The following is a 21,753-nucleotide window of genomic DNA, read 5'->3' on the forward strand; positions in this document are numbered from 1 at the left end:
AGTAAATAACATGGCAAGGTTAATCCCAGGTCGCATTCGTAATCAAGGAATTGCTTATTATGAAGCGGGATTAGTTTCAATAACATCTCAGGAAGAACAGTTGCTCACCGCTGTCGTTAACGGTGTTTCTATTCACTATTCATTAGATGATCAAGAGATTATCTGTCAGTGTTCCCTTTTCCATGAAAAGGCGTATTGTGAGCACTTGGCAGCAGTGGAGTATTTTCTAAAAAATGACCAACAAGGCCAGTCGCTTTTAGAGAGTTTATCTCAGCACCAAAATGATGAGAAAGAAAAAGAAGTAAGGCAATCGTTTGGTAGTCTTTTTCTTGCCACCTTAAAGACAACTGATGAGGCTGAAGAACGCTTTAGTTTAAGTGCAGAAGGCCAACAAAGCCCCTATGCCAATACCATATGGTGGACATTGCGCATTCGTCGTTTACCAGATACGCGCAGCTATGTGATTCGTGATATCAAAAGTTTTCTCAATGTGGTCAAAAAAGAATCTTATTATCAAATTGGCAAGCAGTACTATGAGCAGCTCTCATTGAATCAGTTTGATGAGGCTAGCCAGCAGATGATCACATTCTTGTGGCGCCTAACCCCGGATGTGTCACAACAAGACCTTTCCTTTTTATTTCCTAATCATCACAGGCATTTACGGCTCCCTTCAGGCTTTTTTGAGGAAGGCCTCCTGTTGTTAAATGACTTGCCGCAAGTTCAATTAGAAATTGGGTTAAAGACCTATCATTTTTTTGACTGTACTTATCTACAGCCGGAGCATCGCTTGTTTCAGTTTGAAGTACTAGTGCATCGGAAAGCCATTGAGCTCCTTGTTCAGGAGGGACGTTATCATTCCTATTTTGATGGGCAATATTTATTTGCCAACGGTCACTTTTATTTCTTGAACAGTAAGCAACAAAAGCTAGTGATGGCTTTAAAAACACTGCCGATTGCGGATGATCTAGCCAAACACGTTTATTTTGATTTAACAGATCAAAACCAGTTAGCAGCTTCTCTATCGGACTTTGAAGAATTGGGGCCCGTGAAGGCTCCTAAAACCTTTCAACAAAGAGATTTCGCTCTTCATTTCTCATTTGATTGGCAGGATGATCGGTTCTTAACTGTCCAGGCGGTACTATCTTTTGATGCTCTGAACGTTGCCTCTAAGTCAGAATTGCAACAAGTCCCTTTTGCGGTTAATTACCGTAAGGAAGCTGCTGTTTTCCGCTTGCTTCGTCAAGAAGGTTTTGGTACTGATTTAAGGGGGGGTAAACGTTTAGCCAGTATGGCAGATTTGGTTACCTTCTTTGAGACCACCCTCGCGCAGTTCAATCAATTGGGGAAGGTGACCTTATCAGATAGGCTTAAGGAGATGCGAATTGAAGCGTCGCCTAGGATTAGTATTGAACGACAGGGAGGCCTGTTAGATATTTCTTTTGATTTTGATCAGCTGGAAGAGGCCGATGTCGACAGTGCTTTACAAGCCTTGTTTGCTAATCAATCTCATTTTATGTCGCAGACAGGAAAAATGGTGGTTTTTGATGAAGAAACGCAAAAAATCAGTAAAACTTTAGAGGATTTGAGGGCGAAACAAATCGCCAGCGGTCATTTGCAACTCAATCAAGCAGCAGCCCTTCATCTTTCTGAATTGGTTCCGAAAACGCAGCAAGTTTCTTTTTCAAATGATTTTCAGAAGATGGCAGACGATTTGCGTCACCCTGAAGGCTTTGACTTGCCTTCTTTGACCATAGAAGCTCAGCTCAGAGATTATCAGCAAAAAGGGGTTCAATGGTTAGCCATGCTAGACCATTATGGCTTTGGTGGTATATTAGCAGATGATATGGGTCTGGGAAAAACATTGCAAACCATAGCGTTCTTGAGTCATACCATTAAGCGAGAATCACGTATTCTTGTTTTAGCACCGTCTAGTCTGATTTATAATTGGCAAGAAGAGTTCCATAAGTTTGCCCCGCAGATTGATGTCGCGGTTTCTTATGGAACAAAGGCGGATCGCCAGCATACGATCGCTGAGAATCATCAGGTTACCATCACCAGTTACCATTCTTTCCGTCAAGATTTTGCTCACTATCAAGAAAGAGCATACGATTATTTGATCTTGGATGAAGCACAAGTGATGAAAAATGCTAAAACCAAGATAGCGCATTACCTACGGCAGTTTAATGCTAAGAATTGCTTTGCCTTGTCTGGTACTCCTATCGAAAATAACCTTTTGGAAATTTGGTCTATTTTTCAAATTGTTTTGCCTGGACTATTGCCGTCTGAAAAGGTGTTTACCAAACTCAAAGCGGAACAAGTGGCACGTTATATCAAGCCCTTCATTTTAAGGCGTAAAAAAGAAGATGTTCTACCAGAGCTACCCCAATTAACTGAAATAACCTATCCCAATGAATTGGCAGAAAGTCAAAAAGCGATTTACATTGCGCAATTACGACAAATGCAAGAGCGCATTCGCACATCTTCAGATGTTGAAATCAATCGTCAAAAAATTGAAATCCTTTCAGGAATCACAAGATTGCGGCAAATTTGTGATACCCCTAGTCTCTTTATGGATTATTCAGGAGAGAGTGGCAAGTTAGATAGCCTGAAAGCCTTGCTTCTCCAGATCAAGGAAAATGGGCGCCGTGTCCTGATCTTTTCACAATTTCGAGGTATGTTGGATATTGTAGAGGAAAACCTGGCAGAGATCGGCTTGACAGCTTATAAAATGACAGGTTCAACGCCAGCAGATCAGCGACAAGAAATGACCAAAGCCTTTAATATGGGTTCTAAGGACGCCTTTCTGATTTCGCTAAAAGCAGGGGGAGTTGGTCTTAACTTGACAGGTGCCGATACGGTTATTTTGATTGACCTATGGTGGAATCCTGCGGTTGAAATGCAAGCCATTAGTCGTGCGCACCGTATAGGGCAGACAGAAAATGTAGATGTCTTCCGTTTAATCACGAGAGGCACCATTGAAGAGAAGATTTTGGATTTGCAAAAGACTAAAAAGGATCTCGTGACTACCGTATTAGATGGTAATGAGACAAGAGCTCATATGAGTATTGACGATATCAAAGAGATATTAGGACTTTCTCAAGGATAGAGATTTTGAAAAAGTGAGGTCTTTAGTTTATAATAGGACTGTTACAGAAAGGAAGTGAGCCCATGAGTTCCAGACGACGTATGTTTCCCTTGGTGCCAGATGATGAGCCAGTAATTGGCCAGTCGACAGCAATGCACCTTTATGATAATAAAGATCTCATTACGAATATCAATGGAACTTACTATGACAAGGATTACTCTGATGTGACAAGAGATCTTTCATTTGTGAGGAATACGCCTCCTCTTAAGGAGACCGGGCAAGCAGTCGTCTCCCAAACGAAAGAACATGGACGCACTTATGCTGAGCAGGCGAGAGAAAAGGCTAAAGAAGACCTTCGTCAAAAAAGGCAGCGTTATGTTGAACAAGAGTTGCAACGTTCTCAGCCCTTGACAAGTTTATCTCGGCAAACAGCAAGCCCAGTTATGATTAAATCGTCTCAGCAGACATCACCATCTGAGAGACCAGTAAGAAGTCGTACAGCGTCTCGACAGGCACCTAATGCAAAGGCGAAAACGCCTGAGAAACATCAGACGGAGCTATCCGTGTATTCTCAGAAATTACGGCAAGAGTCCTATATCCTTGTGGATCTTCCTAAAGTTTACAAGCAACCAGAACGTGTTGCTGATTCAAAACCGAAAAAAAATAGCTATGATTTCTTAAAAAGAAGTCAAATTTACAATCATCAAGAGAGACAAGAAAAACGTGAACGCCAAATTGCTCAAGAGCTAAATTTGACACGTTTTAATGACTAAAGGAGTGAGTATGTCAAAAATTTATCATTTTATTGGGATTAAAGGCTCAGGAATGAGTGCCCTTGCGCTGATGCTGCATCAAATGGGACATAAGGTTCAAGGATCAGATGTCGATAAATACTATTTTACCCAAAGAGGTTTAGAACAAGCTGGTATTCAAATCTTACCTTTTGCTGAAGCTAATATTACTGATGAAGTAGAACTGATTGCCGGCAATGCCTTTCGCCAGGACAATAATGTCGAGCTTGCCTATGCGATTGAAAAAGGTTATCCTTACAAACGTTATCATGAATTTTTAGGGGAATTCATGGAGCAGTTTACGAGTTTGGGTGTCGCAGGAGCTCATGGTAAGACTTCCACAACTGGCTTACTAGCGCATGTTATCAAGAATATTACCGATACCTCTTATCTCATTGGTGACGGTACTGGACGTGGCTCAGCCTCAAGTAAATATTTTGTCTTCGAATCAGACGAGTATGAGCGCCACTTTATGCCTTATCATCCAGAATACTCTATTATCACCAATATTGACTTTGACCATCCCGACTATTTTACAAGTATTGATGATGTTTTTGACGCTTTCAATGCTTACGCTAAACAAGTCAAAAAAGCACTCTTTGTCTATGGTGAAGATGACTACCTTCGTCGCCTCACATCCCCTGCAACCATTTACTACTACGGCTTTGATGAGTCAAATGATTTTTATGCTGGTGACATCACTCGGACAGTGCACGGATCTGATTTCAGTGTTTACCATAAGGGGGAAGTTATTGGAAAATTCCATGTGCCTGCTTATGGGCGTCACAATATTTTGAATGCGGTGGCTGTTATTGCTAATCTCTACATTGGTGGTCTAGATATGGCATTGGTGGCAGAGCATCTCAAAACTTTCTCTGGGGTTAAGCGTCGTTTTACCGAAAAACGGATTAATGACACGATTATTATTGACGATTTCGCTCATCACCCAACTGAGATTATTGCGACTTTGGATGCGGCACGTCAGAAGTACCCTTCTAAAGAAATTGTGGCTATTTTCCAACCGCATACCTTTACGCGTACCATTGCTTTATTGGATGATTTTGCTTTAGCACTCAATGAAGCAGACGCTGTGTATTTAGCTCAAATTTATGGTTCGGCGCGCGAGGTAGACAATGGTGATGTCAAAGTAGAGGACTTAGCTCAACGCATTAACAAGCCTTCAGAAGTAGTTACCGTTGAGAATGTGTCTCCACTTCTTAACCATGATAATGCGGTATATGTCTTCATGGGAGCTGGCGACATTCAATTGTATGAACGGTCATTTGAAGAATTACTGGCCAACTTAACCAAAAATAATCAGTAGGCATAAAAAGGATAACTTTCTAAACTATTCGGAGTAGGCGGGTCAAAGAGATAGGGAACTGTTTGCGAAGTGAATTTAGGAACAGGACAGTTTACTACGCTTGACATCGCTTAAGAAAGGGCCTGAAAAGATTTTGTCTACAAACTTAAAGAGCGTTTAGCTCTTTTTATATGAGGTAAATGATAGATGGAAATTAGACATGTTCAAATAACAGATTGGGAAAGGATTACCCAGATTGAGGCGAGTAATTTTTCGCCAGAAGAGGCAGCGAAGCCAGAGGTCATCAGAAAACGCATTGAAACAATAGCTGATACCTTTCTCGTAGCTACTTTTGATGAACAAATAGCAGGTTATATCGAGGGCCCGGTTATTACGGAGCGCTACATTAGTGACGACCTGTTTCATGATGTTAGTCCGAACTCTACTGAAAAAGGCTTCATTGCCATCACTAGTCTCTCAATTGCTAAGGAGTATCAGGGGCAGGCAATCGGGACAACATTATTGGCAACATTAAAGGATTTGGCAGTTGCTCAAAACCGTCAAGGAATCACCTTAACCTGTCACGATTATTTGATTTCCTATTATGAGATGAATGGTTTTAGTGACGAAGGGGAGTCTCTGTCACAGCACGGCGGGGCCAAATGGTTTAATCTCGTTTGGGAAAATCCAGAATTTGAATGTTAAGAATAGGTAACAAGTCTTAAAATCATTGCATTATCAGCTTTTTTAAGATATAATGCAGGTTGATTATTAAGTAGGAGGGGCAGCTTTGACTGACTTTAAAGACGAGGATAAGACTTCAAAAGTTGGTGATCAGAATTTTAAAGATCGTATTTTAAAAGAGCTTGAAGAAGCAAATCGTAAACGCCTGTTGCAAGAAAAAGCAGAGCGCCAAAGAAGAGCTGCCGAAGCAGAAGCAGAGCGTCTTCAAAAAGAGCAAGAGTTAGAAAGACAAGCTTCAGAAGCTCTAAAAAAGCAAGAAGAGGAGCGAGAGTCACTTGCTGCTATGCAATCTGAGTTCACTAATAACCAGTCGACCTCTTTTGCTTTGGATAATCATAAGCATTCTACAGAGACCGTATCGCAGAGTGCTTCTATCTTCCACTCAGAAACGCTGTCCCCAACGAGTCCAGAGCCTGGTTCGCAGTCACTTAATGGAACAGTCGATTCTGACTTGGCTAATACTGCTACTTCAGAAGTACGAGACTGGACATCAGAAATAGATGATGACTCTGCTGAATCCAGAGAGGAAGAGCTTGTTTCTGCCGCGCCTCATTTAGCTGCTTCAAGATATTCGACGATAACAAAGAGCGAGTCAGAGGTTAGTGACTTTTCAGGTGAATCGGCCGTGCCCCCTTCTGAACAAATGGTTGCTAGTTTGGAAGCGCAGAATGAAGCAGTTGTTGCTCAAATTGAAGCATCCAAAACAGTTACCGAAGAAGTTAGGACACCAATGACACGACGAAAGAAAAATTATAAAATTGCAGCTAAAATTACTGGAATTTTAGTCACTATTATTGTAATTGTAGGTCTGCTAACGGCATTTTTAGGCTATCGCTACGTCTCCTCATCACTTGGGGCAGTTGATGCCAAGTCAAAGCAGTTTGTAACCGTTGAGATTCCCGAAGGGTCAGGAAATAAGCTTGTCGGGCAAATCCTGGAACAAAATGGTCTTATAAAAAATGCCTCGATCTTTAATTACTATGCACGATTTAAAAATGTTTCAGACCTTCAAAGTGGCTATTATAACTTGCAAAAAAGTATGACTGTTGAAGAGATTATTAAGGCCTTGCAACAAGGTGGTACCGCTGAGCCTCAGCAACCAGTGTTAGGTAAAATCTTGGTAACAGAAGGTTATACGATTGATCAGATTGCCAAGGCCATAACAGATAATGTTAATACAAAGGATACTGGTGATAAAACACCATTCAAATCAGATGATTTCTTGGCATTGATGACCAATCAAACCTTCATCAATGAAATGGTACAAAAATACCCTAAATTATTGGCAGATATTCCGAGTGCTGATGAGGCCAAGTATCAATTGGAAGGTTATCTATTCCCGGCCACTTATAATTACTATGAAGAGTCTCATTTAGAGGATGTGGTTGATCAAATGTTATTAACCATGGACACTACCCTGGCTCCCTATTATGATCAGATATCATCTAGCGGACGGACAGTTAATGAAGTCCTAAGCTTAGCTTCTTTAGTTGAAAAAGAAGGCTCTACTGATGAAGATCGTCGAAACATCGCAAGCGTCTTTTATAACCGTTTGACGATTCAAATGCCTCTTCAGAGTAACATTGCTGTTTTATATGCCATGGGCAAACTTGGCCAAGAAACCACCTTACGTGAAGATGCCGCTATAGACACGAAAATTGATTCCCCATATAATATTTATGAACATCCTGGCTTGATGCCGGGACCAGTGGATAGTCCTGGCTTGTCAGCGATTGAAGCCACTGTCAATCCTGCGGATACTGATTACCTTTATTTTGTGGCTGACGTTACAACAGGCAATGTCTACTATGCAGAGGATTTTGCGACTCATGAAGCCAATGTTGCTAAGTATGTTAATGCTCACTTAGAAAGCAGCGGCAGCAGTAATGAGTAGAATGATAGGACTGGCCTATGTCCAGCCCTATTCCTTTTATAAATTAAGACTATTTTAGAAAAGAGAATACTATACCATGTCAGAAAAAACATTTCCAATGACACAGACTGAAAAAGAACAGTTAGAAAAAGAATTAGAAGAGTTAAAACTCGTTAGACGTCCAGAAGTTGTCGAACGGATTAAAATTGCCCGTTCTTACGGTGACCTTTCAGAGAACTCTGAGTATGATGCTGCTAAAGATGAACAGGCTTTTGTTGAGGGAGAAATCTCAACTTTGGAAAACCAACTCCGTAATGCGGAAATTATTGATAGCGATGCTGTTGCTAAAGACGAAGTGGCTATTGGTAAAACAGTTATTGTTCAAGAAGTTGGCACAAGTGATAAGGATACCTACCACATCGTTGGTGCTGCAGGAGCAGATATTTTCTCTGGAAAGATCTCCAACGATAGCCCAATAGGACAGGCGCTTATTGGTAAAAATAAAGGTGACAAGGTAACTATCGAATCACCTGCAGGAAGCTATGATGTCGAAATTATCAGCGTGGAGAAAACAGCCGATAATAACTAAACTAAGACAGAAGGAAGTAAGAGGGTACCAGACGAAGGTGACAAAGATCTGGTCAATGAATCCTCATTTCTAGTTGATGTTACGAATCGACTAACACAATAATTTAAGGCTGGATTTATTCCAGCCTTTTTTATGTCTAAGGATAGATGGCTTGTAATGCTATCGGTAAGTTAGTTCTTGGAGTTAGTCATTGAAGTTAATTATCGCTACTTTTCCTTATTAGCCTAGAGTCCCGATTCCTAAATGATTCAAAAAGAGAGATGTCCTTTATTTGAGTGCAAAATCTTTGGTGCAATTGCTAGTAGGATGAGATCCAGGTTTTATGTGATAGCAAAAATGCCATGATACATGCTCATGGCAGAAATAACACTTTACTCACGTATTACAAAAAATGATTTTTCTCCTTTAAAAATGTGTGCGTCACTCATAACGCAGTTCATGAGTAGAAACAAAAAGTGGGGTCGGACTTACTGTTCCGACCCCACAATAACATTCAGTTTTAAGAATGGTTATTTTCGATTTTGTTTACCAGCGTTGCGTTTTGGCTTTTTAGATTCAATAGCACCTTCGATAGGTGAGTTGCTTGGTGTAACGTCTTTACGTGAGTTACCAGACGATTTTAATGGTTTGGGTGGATTTTGCGCAAATTCAGCTTCAACCTTCTGACGCAAACGAGGTTTGATGACATAAGTTGTGATGAGTTGTTGTGCGATAGCGAAGAAGCCACCGATGAACCAATAAAGCGATACCCCAGCTGGAGATGAAAATCCGAAGAAGGCCATCATTAGAGGCATGCTGTACATCATTGATTTCATTTGGGCACGTTGCTCTTCCGGAACAGCCTTCATAGACAACCAAGATTGGAAGAAATAAAGGGCTGCGATAATAGCTGTGAGGAGCAAGTCGGGCTTATCCAAAGCAAACCAAAGGAATTGTGAGCCTTGGATACCATTTGTGTAACGCGCTGCAAAATAAAGTGCTGAGAAGAATGGCATTTGAATGAGGAGTGGTAGACACCCGATACCGCCAAACATGCTAACACCATACTGGCGTTGAGCAGCCATGAAATCAGCTTGTGCCGCTAATTTTTCTTCTTGTGTCGTTGCTGTCTTCATCCGCTCCTGAATTGGGCCGAGATAAGGTTTGAGATAAGCCATTTTCTCAGACTGATAGGCAGCTTTTTGTGCTTGATAGAGGCCAAGTGGCAAGATGATAATCCGCACAATGATCGTTACTGCAATAATACCAAGCCCAAAGCCAAGACCTAGGTCATTGGCAAAATATTGAATGACTTTCTCCATGGGTTTGCCAAGGGTATCCCAGACAAAGCCGGCAGGTTTACCGTTAACAGTTCGGACACACCCCGAAAGAAAGAGCAGCATAGACAGAGCTAGCCCTGATAAAAGTAATTTTTTAGTTGATTTTTTCACAATATTGTTCCTTTAATTTAGTAATACCTACCTATTTTACAGTTTTTTAGGGTTTTTCACAATACTTCTCAAGTCCTAAATTTAATTCGCCATACGGAAATCGCTATAATCTTCAAATTGCCCCATTTGCACATCAACATAGGTGACACGACTCATGCGTGAAGGCCCTTTGCGTACTTCTTGAATAAATTTAGCCATCTTATTAGCATCATCCGATTGGGCTAAAATCTCAACAGTACCATCATCGTTGTTCCAAACGCGACCAGTGATGTTGCCTATTTCCTTAGCCAATGCGTAGGTAGAGTAGCGAAAACCAACTCCCTGAACACGTCCAGAAACAATCATACGAACTTTTTTCATAGAGCTTCTCCTTATCTTTTCAAGAACTGTGCTATAATATCCTTATGTCTATTATAACCTCAAAATCCAATAATCTCATTAAAAAGACTAAAAAATTATTGCAAAAAAAACATCGTAATGATTCTTATTTGATAGAAGGATGGCACTTGTTTGAGGAAGCGGTCAAAGCCAAGGCTACATTCCGACATATTTTTGTTTTAGGAGAGATGATCGATCGCTTGCCAGCTGATCAAGAAGCTATTTTGGTGACGTCTGATATTCTCAAAGAGCTGTCAGATGCTCCGACTCCTCAAGGCATTGTAGCAGAAGTGGTTCTAGAAGATGGAGACTTGCCAGACTTTCAAACTGGTCGCTATCTTGTTTTGGAAGATGTGCAGGATCCTGGGAATCTAGGGACGATGGTACGAACGGCTGATGCGGCTGGTTTAGACGGTGTTATTTTGTCAGATAAGTCGGCTGATTTGTATAATCCTAAAACGCTCCGTTCTATGCAAGGAAGTCATTTTCACTTGCCGGTGTTTCGTCAGTCATTGCCTTTTGTTTTTGCTAAAATGAAAGCAACAGGGTTACCTATTTTAGCGACAACATTATCAGAGCAGTCTGTCGATTATCGTGAGTTAGATCATTTGGAGACATTTGCCTTGGTCATGGGGAATGAAGGTCAGGGGATTAGCTCTGAAACAGCAGATATAGCGGACCAGTTGGTTCATATTTCCATGCCTGGTCAGGCCGAAAGTCTCAATGTGGCAGTAGCAGCTGGTATAGTGATTTTTAGCTTGCTTTAAGCCAATATGGTATAATAGTAGTCTAAGTGAGGTGAATACCATGAAAAAATATGAAAATGATGCTGAATTCATGGCATTGGTTGGACATCTAATCGACCATCCTCGATTTCAAAAACTAGATGGTATCGTCCAACATCATCATTCGACACGTATGGAACACTCTATCAATGTGGCTTATACCAGCTTTAAAATTGCTCGTAAATTTGGTTGGGATAAAAAAAGTACCGCCCGTGGTGGTCTCTTGCATGATTTCTTTTATTATGATTGGCGTGTGACCAAATTTAATAAAAGTCATGCTTGGGTTCATCCTCGGATTGCGATTCGAAATGCTAGAAAATTAACAGATCTCAACAAAAAAGAAGAAGATATTATTTTAAAGCATATGTGGGGAGCGACGCTTGCTTTTCCACGTTACAAAGAGTCTTATATCGTGACAATGGTGGATAAATACTGGGCAGTCAAAGAAGCGACCATTCCGATGCGTCGAGGTTTGGCAAAACCCATTCGCTACAGCCGCAAGTTTTTAGGCAGTCATAATCGCTAATAGTTTAGGAGAAATAAATGAACGATAATCTTATTTTTACAGAGTCCCAGAGTGGCCTATCAGCCTTCTTTACAAAAATTTATAGTCTTGTTGGTATTGGCATTGGCTTATCGGCTTTTGTCTCTTGGTTGATGCTCTACCCTTTTCAACAAAACCTGTTAACCATAATGACTCAGTACCCATGGGTCTATATGGGCGCTTTCTTTATTGAGTTGGCACTTGTTTTCCTAGCTTCTAATGCCGCTCGCAAGAACACTGCAGCAGCACTCCCGTTATTCTTGACCTACTCAGCACTGAACGGCTTTACCTTAAGTTTTATTATTGTTCAGTATGCGCAAACGACCGTGGTCCAAGCCTTTGTCAGCTCTGCTCTAGTCTTTTTTGTCATGGCGGGAATCGGTGCGACCATTAAAAAAGATTTGTCAGGCATGGCAAAAGCATTAATGGCAGCTTTGATTGGTATCGTTATTGCAAGTATCGTTAACATCTTTATGGGAAGTGGTACAATGAATTTCATCATTAGTATCGTGTCAGTGCTAATTTTCTCAGGTTTAATTGCCTATGATAATCAAATGATCAAACGTGTTTATCATCAAACTGGAGGTAATGTTCAAGATGGTTGGGCTATTTCAATGGCACTAAGTCTCTATCTTGATTTTATCAATCTCTTTTTGAACCTCTTGCGCTTATTTGGACGTAATGACTAATAGCTGAGATCAGCAGAAAAGATAACAAAAAGCGAACACTTTAGTATTCTGTATAACAGAAATACCAAGGTATTCGCTTTTTATCGTCTAATCTATTTGTCTAAGGGTATGGCGACGGATTTTGGAAAAGGCACTCATTTATTCCAGTGTCTTTTAGTCATTTAATTCATGCGCCAGAAGGATTGTTTGTTTGCCGTGATTGTCGACGATGTAAAAATATTCTGGAAAGAAGGGGTCGAAGCTGTATTTATAATCGAATACCATCAACAGTTTGTGACCAGGATCGTGGTATTCGTAACTAATCCCTTTTTCGGATTTGATGATTTTAAAACGGAGAATATTATCTAGAGGGACAACGTTACGCAGGTAGTTATCTAAGATATCCCAGAAGGTGTCAATCAGTTCACTTGGTAGTGAAGTAGCTACTCCAAAGCTGGCGTAGCGAGCTTTGGTTTTTTCAAATGCCATAACAGGTCTCCTTTCCTTAATGAACAGACCGGTACTGTATTATAACTAGTGAAAAGATAAATGCGAAAGAGCTGAGACCATTTCTCAGCTCCTAGGGCAACTTTACCGTTTCTTAAGCTCCAGATAGCGCTTGTACCAAATATTAACATAAGCCTGTGAAAATGGTCCTTTTTGATGATTAATCCAGTCCACGAGGATTTTAACATTTTCTTTTAAAATGAAATCAATATCAGAAGAATAACGCATTTTGCGTTTGTGAACTTCATATTCATCCACATCAAGAAGTTTTTTTTCTCCGTCAGCAAAGACTTTAACATCAAGGTCATAGTCTATATACTTAAGAGCTTCTTGATCCAAAACATAGGGACTTGCCAGGTTGCAGTAATAAGAAATACCATTATCTCTTATCATAGCAATAATGTTGAACCAATATTTTTGGTGAAAATACACAATTGCAGGCTCACGTGTCACCCAGCGGCGACCGTCGTGTTCGGTCACTAAAGTGTGATCATTAACCCCAATAATAGCATTTTCAGTTGTTTTGAGTACCATAGTGTCACGCCAAGTGCGGTGCAAACTACCATCATGTTTATAACTTTGAATTGTAATAAAGTCGCCTTCTTTGGGTAATTTCATGGCAATCATCTTTCTACAATTTCTTTATCTTTACTAGTTTATCATAATTGTCAGAAAAATGCACTTTATGCTACAGTCTTTTACAAATAGTCCCTTAAAGCCGAACGAATGCTGTCAAAATCATAGCCTTTTCGCGCCAAAGCTTGTGTTAGTCGCTGTCTTAAGTCATAGCCCTCATATTTTCGGCTGTATTTTCGGTATTGCTTGTCTAATTCTTGGTAGATAAGTTCTTCCTCGGTTACCTCATTCTTCTCCAAATCGAGGCTGTCAATAGCCAGTTTAGCTTCTGAGTAGGAAAATCCTTTGTTTGTTAGACTTTGGTTGAGCTTGTCTTTTAGAGCTTTAAAAGCTAGCTTGCCATCATACTTGCGCAAGAGTTTCTGTGCGACACGTTCAGCAACTTCTGTGAAGTCATAGTCTGCTAAAACGCCATCAATCGTAGCACTGGAAATACCTTTTTGCATGAGTTTTTGCTTGATAACAAAGGCCCCCTTGTCACCGCTAGAGAGATTTTGCTCGACAGTAGAGATGATGAATTGCTGATCATTAATCCAGTTATCATCTTTAAGATTATCAAGCACTTGCGGAATGATAGACGCCTCAATCTCATGTTTATAGAGATAATCTCTAACTTCTTTTTCAGTCCGCTGTTTAAAAGAAATGAAATAAAGAGCCAGGTTTTTCCCGTAAGAAAATTGGGCAAACTGACGGATGTCGTTGAGCTCTTGTTCAGAGACAGTCATTCCTTTTGTTAGCATAAAGCGGACAATGGTATCTTCGGTGATGTACAGTCTCTCAGTCTCATCCAGCTCTAAGAGATAGAGACGCTTTTTCTTTTCGATTTTGGTGATTTTCATGCTTAGTCTCCGAAGGCTTCGTGTGCGGCGACAACTCGTAGGGTTTCCCAGTTGATATCAGCTCTAGAATAGTTATCTAAAAAGATTTGGATATAGTTATCATTTTCCAAATTATAATGAATAGACCAGATAGCCCAGAAAATATCAATGTGCTTATCACTATAGCCAGCAAGACCCCAATCAATAAAACAAGAGAAAGTTTGTGGATCTTTTAAAATGATATTTGGTAAACAGGCATCGCCGTGAATGAAGGCGTTGGTTTCTAAGAGATGTCCTTTTTCTGACACGAATTGAGATGCTTCTTCTCGATTTGAAATGTGAAACATCGGGAGCAATGCTTTTTCATAGAAAACACCATTTTGATGATTCTTTTTGACTTTTTGACGATAGTTTTCGAGGAGATGATTATCGGGAAAATTGTCGGGTTTGGAATGATGCAGTTTTCGTAGTTCTTGACCTAAAATAGCACAGATTGACTCTGGAGAATTTAAGAAAGATGTTGAAGCAGAACCGACTGCGGCTCTTGTTAAGAGATAGTCCCTATCCTTACTGATATATTCCATCACTTCAACTCCTAAGTGATGTTGATAGAACCACTTTGTTATCCGCGCTTCTTCTTGTAATTTTCTTTTTGAATCTATTTTTAAAAAATAATCATCTCCAATTTTTAAGACTAAAGCTCCGGAGTGAGAAGAATAATCATAACATTTTTGATTTTGGAGATAGGGATGAAGACTTTCCGGAAGTTCCCCATCATTTATATGGTATTCAGGATTTTTCATACTTTTATTATAGCAAAAATGGTAAAATGGTAGCAAAGATTCCTTGAAAGAAGCGTTGGTATGAGTAAGAAAGATAATGATAAGATTATAGATTTCAGTGAGTATTTGGCTGAAAAGGATTTTGAAGAGCTCCTTCAAAGTGAGTTGGCGGGATTTTCCGATGAGGAGTTAGATGAACTTTACGATGATTTGGCATTCGGAGAAGCGTTTGAAGACTTAGAAGGAGAAGCAGCATTAGCCAAAATGAGCTATCAAACGCTCAGAGACTTAGAAAGAACGGAAGCTCAGGGACATGATAGCTGGCTAACTTCTGAGCCTGTTGGTTGGATTAACTTGGGCGAGCGCCCTTATCTGTCAAATAAGATGGCACTAGCGACAGCTTATAAACAAAATGGCCTTTACCAAAAAGCATTGGACCATTTTCTTGAAATCTATCAGGTAGAGGAAACAGATGGTTTAAGGACGCGTTATGAAATCATGTCGTCGTATGTGCTTATGTCAAAGCATGAAGAGTTAAAAGCATTCTATTTCAGTAAGGACTATCATCAGGGGGATTTGATGATGGATATTCCTTATATTATTTCTTCTATCTTAGCTGGTCAGGAGGAATCCGTTAGAGACATCTTGGATGATTGGCTATTTAAAGTGGACGGTTTTTTTGCTTTTTGTAATCAGCCTATGATGCCCTTGGAAGCTATCATGGAAGTGAGTAGTTTAGACTCCTATCAAGCTAATAGTATGACAGCTGTTTATGTTTCCTTAAGTACATTTTTGCCTATCTTGATTCCGTCTAGTCATTATATTATGGCCATCATTCAGCAATTATTAGATATTGAAGAATCACCGCTTATCGAGAACTTGGAAGTCTTTAGTAGTGTCCAACTAAACACACTGACTAGTTTTGGTATTCAATATGTTTCTGATATTGAAGAATGGTCGGAAGCAGAGTTTAGAGAGATACCTAAAATTGGATCAACAACAATTAAGAAACTCAAGGAGAAGGGGGTTGTGTTTCAATCGTGAGTACCCTAAAAGTTAAACAACGGATCCCTTTAAAAATCAAACGCATGGGAATTAATGGCGAAGGGATTGGCTTTTATAAAAAAACGCTAGTTTTTGTTCGAGGTGCCCTTAAAGGAGAAGAAGTCTTTTGCCAAGTGACATCTGTTAATCGTAACTTTGTTGAAGCCAAGATTCTTGAAATTAATAAAAAATCTAAGTTCCGTGTTGTGCCGGAATGCCCTATCTATGAAGCTTGCGGTGGTTGCCAAATTATGCATCTTCGCTATGATAAGCAGCTTGATTTTAAGGTGGATTTGCTTAAGCAAGCTCTCAAGAAATTTAAACCAGCAGGTTTTGAAAACTACGAGATTCGTCCAACATTAGGGATGGATAAGCCGCAGCATTACCGCGCAAAGTTGCAATTTCAAACCCGCTCCTTTGGAGGTTCCGTCAAGGCTGGGCTTTATGCTGAAGGAAGCCACCGACTTGTTTCTCTGGAAGATTGCTTGGTGCAGGATCAGTTGACGCAGGAAATCATTAACAAGATTACCAATCTTTTAGACAAATACAAAGTGCCTATCTACAATGAGCGCAAAATCCATGGAATTCGGACGGTCATGGTTCGTAAGGCAGAAGCTACCGACCAGGTTCAAATCATCTTTATTTCGAGCAAATGGGTTAATCTGACGGCTGTTATTAAGGATTTAATTGTAGCCTTTCCTCAAATCAAAACAGTTGCCTTTAATCTCAACACCTCCAAATCTAGTGAGATTTATGGGGTAGAAACAGAGATTCTCTGGGGGCAGGATGCTATCGAAGAGGAAGTTTTGGACTATAGTTTCCAATTGTCTCCAAGAGCATTCTACCAGCTCAATCCTGAACAGACACAGGTGCTTTACGGTGAGGCAGTCAAGGCCCTTGATGTTAGTCCAGAAGACCATTTGATTGATGCCTATTGTGGTGTTGGTACTATTGGATTTGCCTTTGCCAAGCAGGTCAAAAGCGTGCGCGGGATGGATATTATCCCAGAAGCTATCCAAGATGCTAAGAAAAATGCGTGTCGTATGGGCTTTGATAATACCCATTATGAAGCAGGTAAAGCAGAAAAAATCATTCCTAAATGGTACCAAGAAGGTTATCGAGCTGATGCCCTTGTTGTGGACCCACCACGAACTGGTTTAGACGATGCCCTCCTCAAAACTATTGTTAAATACCAACCGAAAAAAATGGTCTACGTTTCTTGTAATGTCTCAACTTTGGCGCGTGATTTAACCCAGCTGAGCAAAGTCTATGATGTTGACTATATTCAAAGTGTGGACATGTTTCCACATACCGCGAGGACCGAGGCTGTAGTTAAATTATTGCGCAGATAAATAACCTGTCGCTTCTTGATTTTCAGGCGACAAGGCTAAACATGTCCATTGGACATGTTCACTCCCACATACCGCAAGGATAGAGGCAGTTGTTAAACTAGTTAGGAGATAAAGCTTTGTCTTCTCATTTTTATGGTTGGACTAATATAAACAAAAGCTATTTCATTCCTATATACGGTTGGGACTAAAGTTCTTATTAAGCTCGTTCGTAAGTAGGTATATGTGAGAAGGTCAATCACGTGGTTGCGACTTGAGATAGCCATTACTTATTTCTAAGGTATAGTTAGTAGGATTGCTTATCCTCAAGGAGTTGATATGTTTTCAGATATAAACAACTATTTAGCCTATCAAGGTCTTAAATACGTTAAACCTGAAAAAGCTGGCGCAGAAGCAGATGCTATGATGGCTTTTAAAGCGCAAGGACAGGCTGCGCGTGCTGAAATGACGACTTTGTCCAAAGCTTTGTCTCAAGCCTTGCCTGGTTTTAAAATGGAGCGTGTCAGCAACTGGGCTAATCAAGCTCAGATAGGACGGCCACATTTTTGGACTTATTTCCATGGCATTGATGATGACTATGATGAAGTTGGTCTTGCCATTCGCCTATATGGTCAAAAGGATAATTTTGGAATTTCGGTTGAAGTTAGTTTCATTGAACGTAAGAAATCAGCTGAAACACTGGCTAAACAGGCGAAGGTTTTAGACGTTCCGATAACTGAGCCACTCTATTATTGGGTTCAAGAAAATGGTGAAAGTCATCGGGAAGAAGGAACGGAAAGCAATAGACAAAAATTGCTAGAGGAGCTAGCTGATGGCAAGATTAGAAAAGTTTTAGTTAAAAAGGACATCCCAATGACAAAAGTTATGACTATCCAAGAGCTAGTTCCAAAACTGCTAGAAGCTTTTAGAGATCTATTTCCTTATTATGAGGCTACAAAAAAGTGAGTTCCAAGCGGAGCTCACTTTTTGAATGTCATAAGGTTTTAGTTTGGTGCAATCACTTCAGTACCGCCCATGTGTGGACGAAGGACTTCTGGAATGGTGACAGAGCCATCTTCGTTTTGATAATTTTCAAGAATAGCAGCGACCGTACGACCAACAGCAAGTCCTGAACCGTTTAAGGTGTGAAGGAGTTTAACTTTACCGTCTGCCTCATCACGGTAACGGATTTGCGCACGACGGGCTTGGAAATCTTCTGTATTTGAACATGAAGAGATTTCACGATAAGTCTTTTGTGCAGGAATCCAAACTTCCAAATCATATGTCTTAGCAGCTGAGAAGCCCATATCTCCAGTACAAAGAGCTAAAACACGGTATGGTAGCCCAAGTTTTTGAAGGATGTTTTCAGCATTGGCTGTCATTTTTTCTAACTCGTCATAAGACTCTTCAGGTTTAGCGAATTTCACCATTTCAACTTTGTGGAATTGGTGGAGGCGGATAAGACCACGCGTGTCACGACCAGCTGAACCAGCTTCAGAGCGGAATGAAGGGCTCATGGCTGTAAACTTGATTGGCAATTCTTTGCCGTCGATAATTTCGTTACGGTAGTAGTTGGTGAGTGGTACTTCAGCTGTCGGGATAAGAACGTAAGGGCTCTCTGCTAACTCAAAGGTATCTTCCTTGAATTTTGGATATTGGCCAGTCCCAAACATAGACTCATGGTTGACCATGTAAGGAGGGATCACTTCTTGATAGCCTTCTTTAGCATGTTCATCTAACATGAAGTTGTAGAGGGCACGCTCAAGACGAGCGCCTAAGTTTTTATAGAATAAGAAACGTGCTCCAGTAACTTTTGCTCCACGTTCCCAGTCAAGAATGCCGAAGTCTTCACCAAGGTCCCAGTGAGCTTTAGGTTCAAAGTCAAAGTCACGAGGTGTTCCCCAACGACGCACTTCGACATTATCGTCCTCGTCAGCACCGACAGGAACTGAGTCATGCGGTGTATTTGGCAAAATAGTGATAATAGCTGTTAACTTGTCATCAATCTCTGCTAATTCAGCATCGACAGCCTTGATGTCAGCTGATACTTTTTGCATAGCAGCAATTTGTTCAGACGCATCTTCTTTATTACGTTTAGCCTGGGCGATTTTATCTGAAGCAAGGTTACGCTCTGCTTTTAATTCTTCAGATGTGATTAAAAGTTGACGGCGTTTAGCATCTAAGTCTTTCAACTCAGCAAGTGTTTCAGCAGCAACACCACGTGTCGCAAGTTTTTCCGCAACGGCATCAAAATCGTTGCGGATACGTTTAATATCTAACATGGCTTATACCTCTTTCTGACTAAAAAAGCACTACTTGTGTATGGTGTTGGAGCGCCGAGGCGCGGTTCCATCCAACTTCACAAATAGTGCACTTAATAACTATAATAACTAATAACACGGTAGAATTTCATCATGCAAACTGGTCTACTTTCAGCAACCGTAGACTCTCTAAAACAGCTTGTCATCATTACTTATCCGCTGCCTCCATTATAGCAAAAAGATAGAAGTTTTGTAAACTATCGGTCAGTGTTTTTTGGGCGTTTATCGAAATATGTTAAAATACTAGCATGGAAAAGAGAGTTTATAATGCGGGCATTAATTTTTTAAGAATCTTTGCCATGTTTATGATTGTTGTCACACATGTTCTTGGAAAAGGTGGCATTCGTGATTCTGTTTCTGGAACGGTGGATGCCCACTTTTTGCAAACGTGGATTATTCAAGCTAGTGTGTATGTTGCTGTCAATTGTTACGCTCTGATCAGTGGTTACGTTGGTTTTAGGTCGCATTTTAAATATTCTAAATTAATTAATTTATGGCTTCAAGTTGCCTTCTATACGATTGGCATTACCCTTTTCTTTTTACTCTTAAGCAAACCCATTGAAGCTCAAGACTGGATAGGGGCGTTTTTCCCTGTTATTACTGGACAATATTGGTATGTCACGGCATATTTTGGCTTGATGTTAACCATGCCATTTTTCAATATCGCATTGCCAAGAATGGGATTATCCGACCTTGGTAAAATGATTGTGACAGGTTTTGTTGTCTTTTCTTTATTGCCAGTGTTGTTGGATACAAGTGTCTCAGAGTTCTCCTTATCAAAGGGGTTTAGCATGACCTGGCTGATTCTTTTATATATTGTTGGTGCTTTTCTTGCGCGAATTGATATCAAGCGGCTTAATAAACCTTTTTGGTTGATTGGTCTTTATATTTTCTCTATTGCCGCAACCCTGATTTTAAAATATACAGTCAGTGAAAAGTGGTACTGGTATACCTCTCCGACGATTACATTGGGTGCTTTAGCCTTATTTATACTCTTTGTTAACCTTGATATCTCTCCGACAGGTCGCTTGATCAAATGGATTCGCTTTTTTGCCCCAGCTACTTTTGGCGTCTATTTGGTTCATTTACACCCGCTTGTAGTGAAATTTGCGATGCGAGATTTTGCGGAACATTTTGTTGATGCTTCTGTCTTTGTATTTCCCATTATCGTTTTGGGTGTTAGTCTGTTGATATATTTAGGATCAAGTATGATTGAAAAGATTCGCATTTGGCTATTTAAAACCTTAGATGTATCCAACAAGGTAGCTAAAGTCGATGATTGGTTTACCTTTAAAAATAAAGTGAGAAAGCTGTGATAGAGCATCTATCACAGCTTTTTAGCGTTTTCTGAGTTTATGTATTAAGGTTTGCCATAGTGTCGGTAATTTAACCACTTTGTCATTTCCGACTTTTTCCCGAGCAATTTTGAGAATTTTTCCTGAATCCTTAGAAGCAAAGAGGAATTTTCCTGAGTCGGTAAAAATTTCAAAATGTCGACTCACTTTTTTTCCTGAGACATTAGCTCCGATTTTATCAATGCTAGTCCATGGAATTTGGATATAATCTTCGACATTACGGTCGTTGTAAAACTCAAACGCAACGTCCCCAACCAGGAACTTTCCAACGTTCCCCCCCATACTGAGGTAGGATACACCAGTGGTTTGGAGGAGTACTTTTTTATTTTGAGATTGTGCCATGATTACCTTTCTAGAAATAATGAGTCTGAGATCAAGCTCTAGACTTAGTCTTCTTCTTTGTATTTGTGTCAATCGATCGTTGCAGTAGTTAATGATAAAACGATCCCAAAAGCTCATTTTGGATTTGGGTTATTAAGTGCCAGACACTTTCAGTTTATACTTCAAATCAATCTGTTAAGAGCTTAAGTTGTTTTATTTTTAATCTTACCAGTCTATAAGGCATGACATAAAGTATGCTTCTTTTTTGCCTTAAGGAAGTGAGAAAGAACGCGCTCAATGAAGAGAGGATCAATCCATAGTAAGATAGATTGGCGTGTCAAAGGAGAGGTGGTGATGTTCGCTCGACAATCTGTACCGCAAATGACCACAATTTGCCAAACGATGACGGCCACAACTGCTGCCTCTATTTGCCTCGACAAGTCGCATATCG

21 protein-coding genes are annotated in these 21,753 nt (G+C 40.2%); 13 read left to right on the forward strand and 8 right to left on the reverse strand.

The window, feature by feature from the left end; all coding sequences use genetic code 11:
- Positions 1 to 10: 10 nt before the first annotated feature.
- The 6 genes from G574_RS0104825 to greA all read left to right on the forward strand — a co-directional run bounded on the left by G574_RS0104825 (position 11) and on the right by greA (position 8,385).
- Entirely contained in the window at positions 11 to 3,106 is a 3,096-nt protein-coding gene (locus tag G574_RS0104825) for a pilus expression-regulating Snf2 family helicase (RefSeq protein ID WP_029691201.1), read from the forward strand.
- Between the two features lie 62 nt (positions 3,107 to 3,168).
- Positions 3,169 to 3,858 carry a divisome accessory protein ZapJ gene (zapJ, locus tag G574_RS0104830; protein ID WP_029691202.1) on the forward strand — a complete coding sequence of 230 codons (690 nt, stop codon included), beginning with the start codon at positions 3,169 to 3,171 and terminating at the stop codon, positions 3,856 to 3,858.
- Positions 3,859 to 3,868: 10 nt separating this feature from the next.
- Entirely contained in the window at positions 3,869 to 5,200 is a 1,332-nt protein-coding gene (murC, locus tag G574_RS0104835; protein WP_029691203.1) for a UDP-N-acetylmuramate--L-alanine ligase, read from the forward strand.
- 186 nt (positions 5,201 to 5,386) lie between these two features.
- Entirely contained in the window at positions 5,387 to 5,884 is a 498-nt protein-coding gene (locus tag G574_RS0104840) for a GNAT family N-acetyltransferase (protein ID WP_029691204.1), read from the forward strand.
- A gap of 85 nt (positions 5,885 to 5,969) precedes the next feature.
- Complete coding sequence (mltG, locus tag G574_RS0104845) at positions 5,970 to 7,817, forward strand: endolytic transglycosylase MltG (RefSeq protein WP_029691205.1); 1,848 nt, start codon at positions 5,970 to 5,972, stop codon at positions 7,815 to 7,817.
- A 76-nt stretch (positions 7,818 to 7,893) separates the two neighbouring features.
- Positions 7,894 to 8,385 (forward strand): transcription elongation factor GreA, encoded by a 492-nt coding sequence (gene greA / locus G574_RS0104850; RefSeq protein ID WP_029691206.1) that lies wholly within the window; start codon positions 7,894 to 7,896, stop codon positions 8,383 to 8,385.
- Positions 8,386 to 8,894: 509 nt separating this feature from the next.
- Here greA and yidC read toward each other — a convergent pair.
- Entirely contained in the window at positions 8,895 to 9,815 is a 921-nt protein-coding gene (gene yidC / locus G574_RS0104855; RefSeq protein ID WP_029691207.1) for a membrane protein insertase YidC, read from the reverse strand.
- 81 nt (positions 9,816 to 9,896) lie between these two features.
- Positions 9,897 to 10,175, reverse strand: coding sequence for an acylphosphatase (locus G574_RS0104860; RefSeq protein WP_017770578.1), 279 nt, complete (start codon positions 10,173 to 10,175; stop codon positions 9,897 to 9,899).
- 44 nt (positions 10,176 to 10,219) lie between these two features.
- On the opposite strand from G574_RS0104860, the gene G574_RS0104865 reads away from it, so the two are divergent.
- Genes G574_RS0104865 through G574_RS0104875 form a run of 3 tightly spaced genes read left to right on the forward strand, consistent with a single transcriptional unit; the run spans position 10,220 to position 12,211 of the window.
- Positions 10,220 to 10,960, forward strand: a complete 741-nt coding sequence (locus tag G574_RS0104865) for a TrmH family RNA methyltransferase (protein ID WP_029691208.1) — start codon at positions 10,220 to 10,222, stop codon at positions 10,958 to 10,960.
- Positions 10,961 to 11,000: 40 nt separating this feature from the next.
- Positions 11,001 to 11,504 carry an HD domain-containing protein gene (locus G574_RS0104870; RefSeq protein ID WP_029691209.1) on the forward strand — a complete coding sequence of 168 codons (504 nt, stop codon included), beginning with the start codon at positions 11,001 to 11,003 and terminating at the stop codon, positions 11,502 to 11,504.
- A gap of 17 nt (positions 11,505 to 11,521) precedes the next feature.
- Positions 11,522 to 12,211, forward strand: coding sequence for a Bax inhibitor-1/YccA family protein (locus tag G574_RS0104875; protein ID WP_029691210.1), 690 nt, complete (start codon positions 11,522 to 11,524; stop codon positions 12,209 to 12,211).
- Between the two features lie 153 nt (positions 12,212 to 12,364).
- Here the strand turns inward: G574_RS0104875 and G574_RS0104880 are convergent, their stop codons facing one another.
- From G574_RS0104880 to G574_RS0104895, 4 genes are all read right to left on the reverse strand, one after another.
- Positions 12,365 to 12,679 (reverse strand): DUF960 domain-containing protein, encoded by a 315-nt coding sequence (locus G574_RS0104880; protein WP_017770574.1) that lies wholly within the window; start codon positions 12,677 to 12,679, stop codon positions 12,365 to 12,367.
- A 102-nt stretch (positions 12,680 to 12,781) separates the two neighbouring features.
- Positions 12,782 to 13,315, reverse strand: a complete 534-nt coding sequence (gene ntdP, locus G574_RS0104885; protein WP_029691211.1) for a nucleoside tri-diphosphate phosphatase — start codon at positions 13,313 to 13,315, stop codon at positions 12,782 to 12,784.
- A gap of 80 nt (positions 13,316 to 13,395) precedes the next feature.
- Positions 13,396 to 14,172 (reverse strand): recombination regulator RecX, encoded by a 777-nt coding sequence (gene recX, locus G574_RS0104890; protein ID WP_029691212.1) that lies wholly within the window; start codon positions 14,170 to 14,172, stop codon positions 13,396 to 13,398.
- Between the two features lie 2 nt (positions 14,173 to 14,174).
- The gene (locus tag G574_RS0104895; protein ID WP_029691213.1) at positions 14,175 to 14,954 is read right to left on the reverse strand and encodes an aminoglycoside phosphotransferase APH(3'); all 780 of its coding nucleotides are present in this window, start codon (positions 14,952 to 14,954) and stop codon (positions 14,175 to 14,177) included.
- Between the two features lie 60 nt (positions 14,955 to 15,014).
- Between G574_RS0104895 and G574_RS0104900 the strand changes: the two genes are divergently transcribed.
- The 3 genes from G574_RS0104900 to G574_RS0104910 all read left to right on the forward strand — a co-directional run bounded on the left by G574_RS0104900 (position 15,015) and on the right by G574_RS0104910 (position 18,271).
- Positions 15,015 to 15,977, forward strand: a complete 963-nt coding sequence (locus tag G574_RS0104900; protein WP_029691214.1) for a hypothetical protein — start codon at positions 15,015 to 15,017, stop codon at positions 15,975 to 15,977.
- Positions 15,974 to 17,329, forward strand: coding sequence for a 23S rRNA (uracil(1939)-C(5))-methyltransferase RlmD (rlmD, locus tag G574_RS0104905; RefSeq protein ID WP_029691215.1), 1,356 nt, complete (start codon positions 15,974 to 15,976; stop codon positions 17,327 to 17,329). The genes G574_RS0104900 and rlmD overlap by 4 nt, the downstream gene beginning before the upstream one ends.
- A gap of 315 nt (positions 17,330 to 17,644) precedes the next feature.
- A complete protein-coding gene (locus G574_RS0104910; protein ID WP_029691216.1) occupies positions 17,645 to 18,271 on the forward strand; it encodes a ribonuclease P in 627 nt (208 codons plus the stop codon).
- A 38-nt stretch (positions 18,272 to 18,309) separates the two neighbouring features.
- Here G574_RS0104910 and serS read toward each other — a convergent pair whose 3' ends face one another.
- Positions 18,310 to 19,587: a serine--tRNA ligase gene (gene serS, locus G574_RS0104915; protein ID WP_029691217.1), complete on the reverse strand. Its 1,278-nt coding sequence runs from the start codon at positions 19,585 to 19,587 to the stop codon at positions 18,310 to 18,312.
- Between the two features lie 287 nt (positions 19,588 to 19,874).
- On the opposite strand from serS, the gene G574_RS0104920 reads away from it, so the two are divergent.
- Positions 19,875 to 20,942: an acyltransferase gene (locus G574_RS0104920; RefSeq protein WP_029691219.1), complete on the forward strand. Its 1,068-nt coding sequence runs from the start codon at positions 19,875 to 19,877 to the stop codon at positions 20,940 to 20,942.
- A gap of 21 nt (positions 20,943 to 20,963) precedes the next feature.
- Here the strand turns inward: G574_RS0104920 and G574_RS0104925 are convergent, their stop codons facing one another.
- Positions 20,964 to 21,323 carry a DUF956 family protein gene (locus tag G574_RS0104925; RefSeq protein ID WP_029691220.1) on the reverse strand — a complete coding sequence of 120 codons (360 nt, stop codon included), beginning with the start codon at positions 21,321 to 21,323 and terminating at the stop codon, positions 20,964 to 20,966.
- Between the last annotated feature and the right edge of the window lie 430 nt (positions 21,324 to 21,753).

The organism is Streptococcus hyovaginalis DSM 12219 (assembly GCF_000420785.1).
GTDB lineage: Bacteria > Bacillota > Bacilli > Lactobacillales > Streptococcaceae > Streptococcus > Streptococcus hyovaginalis.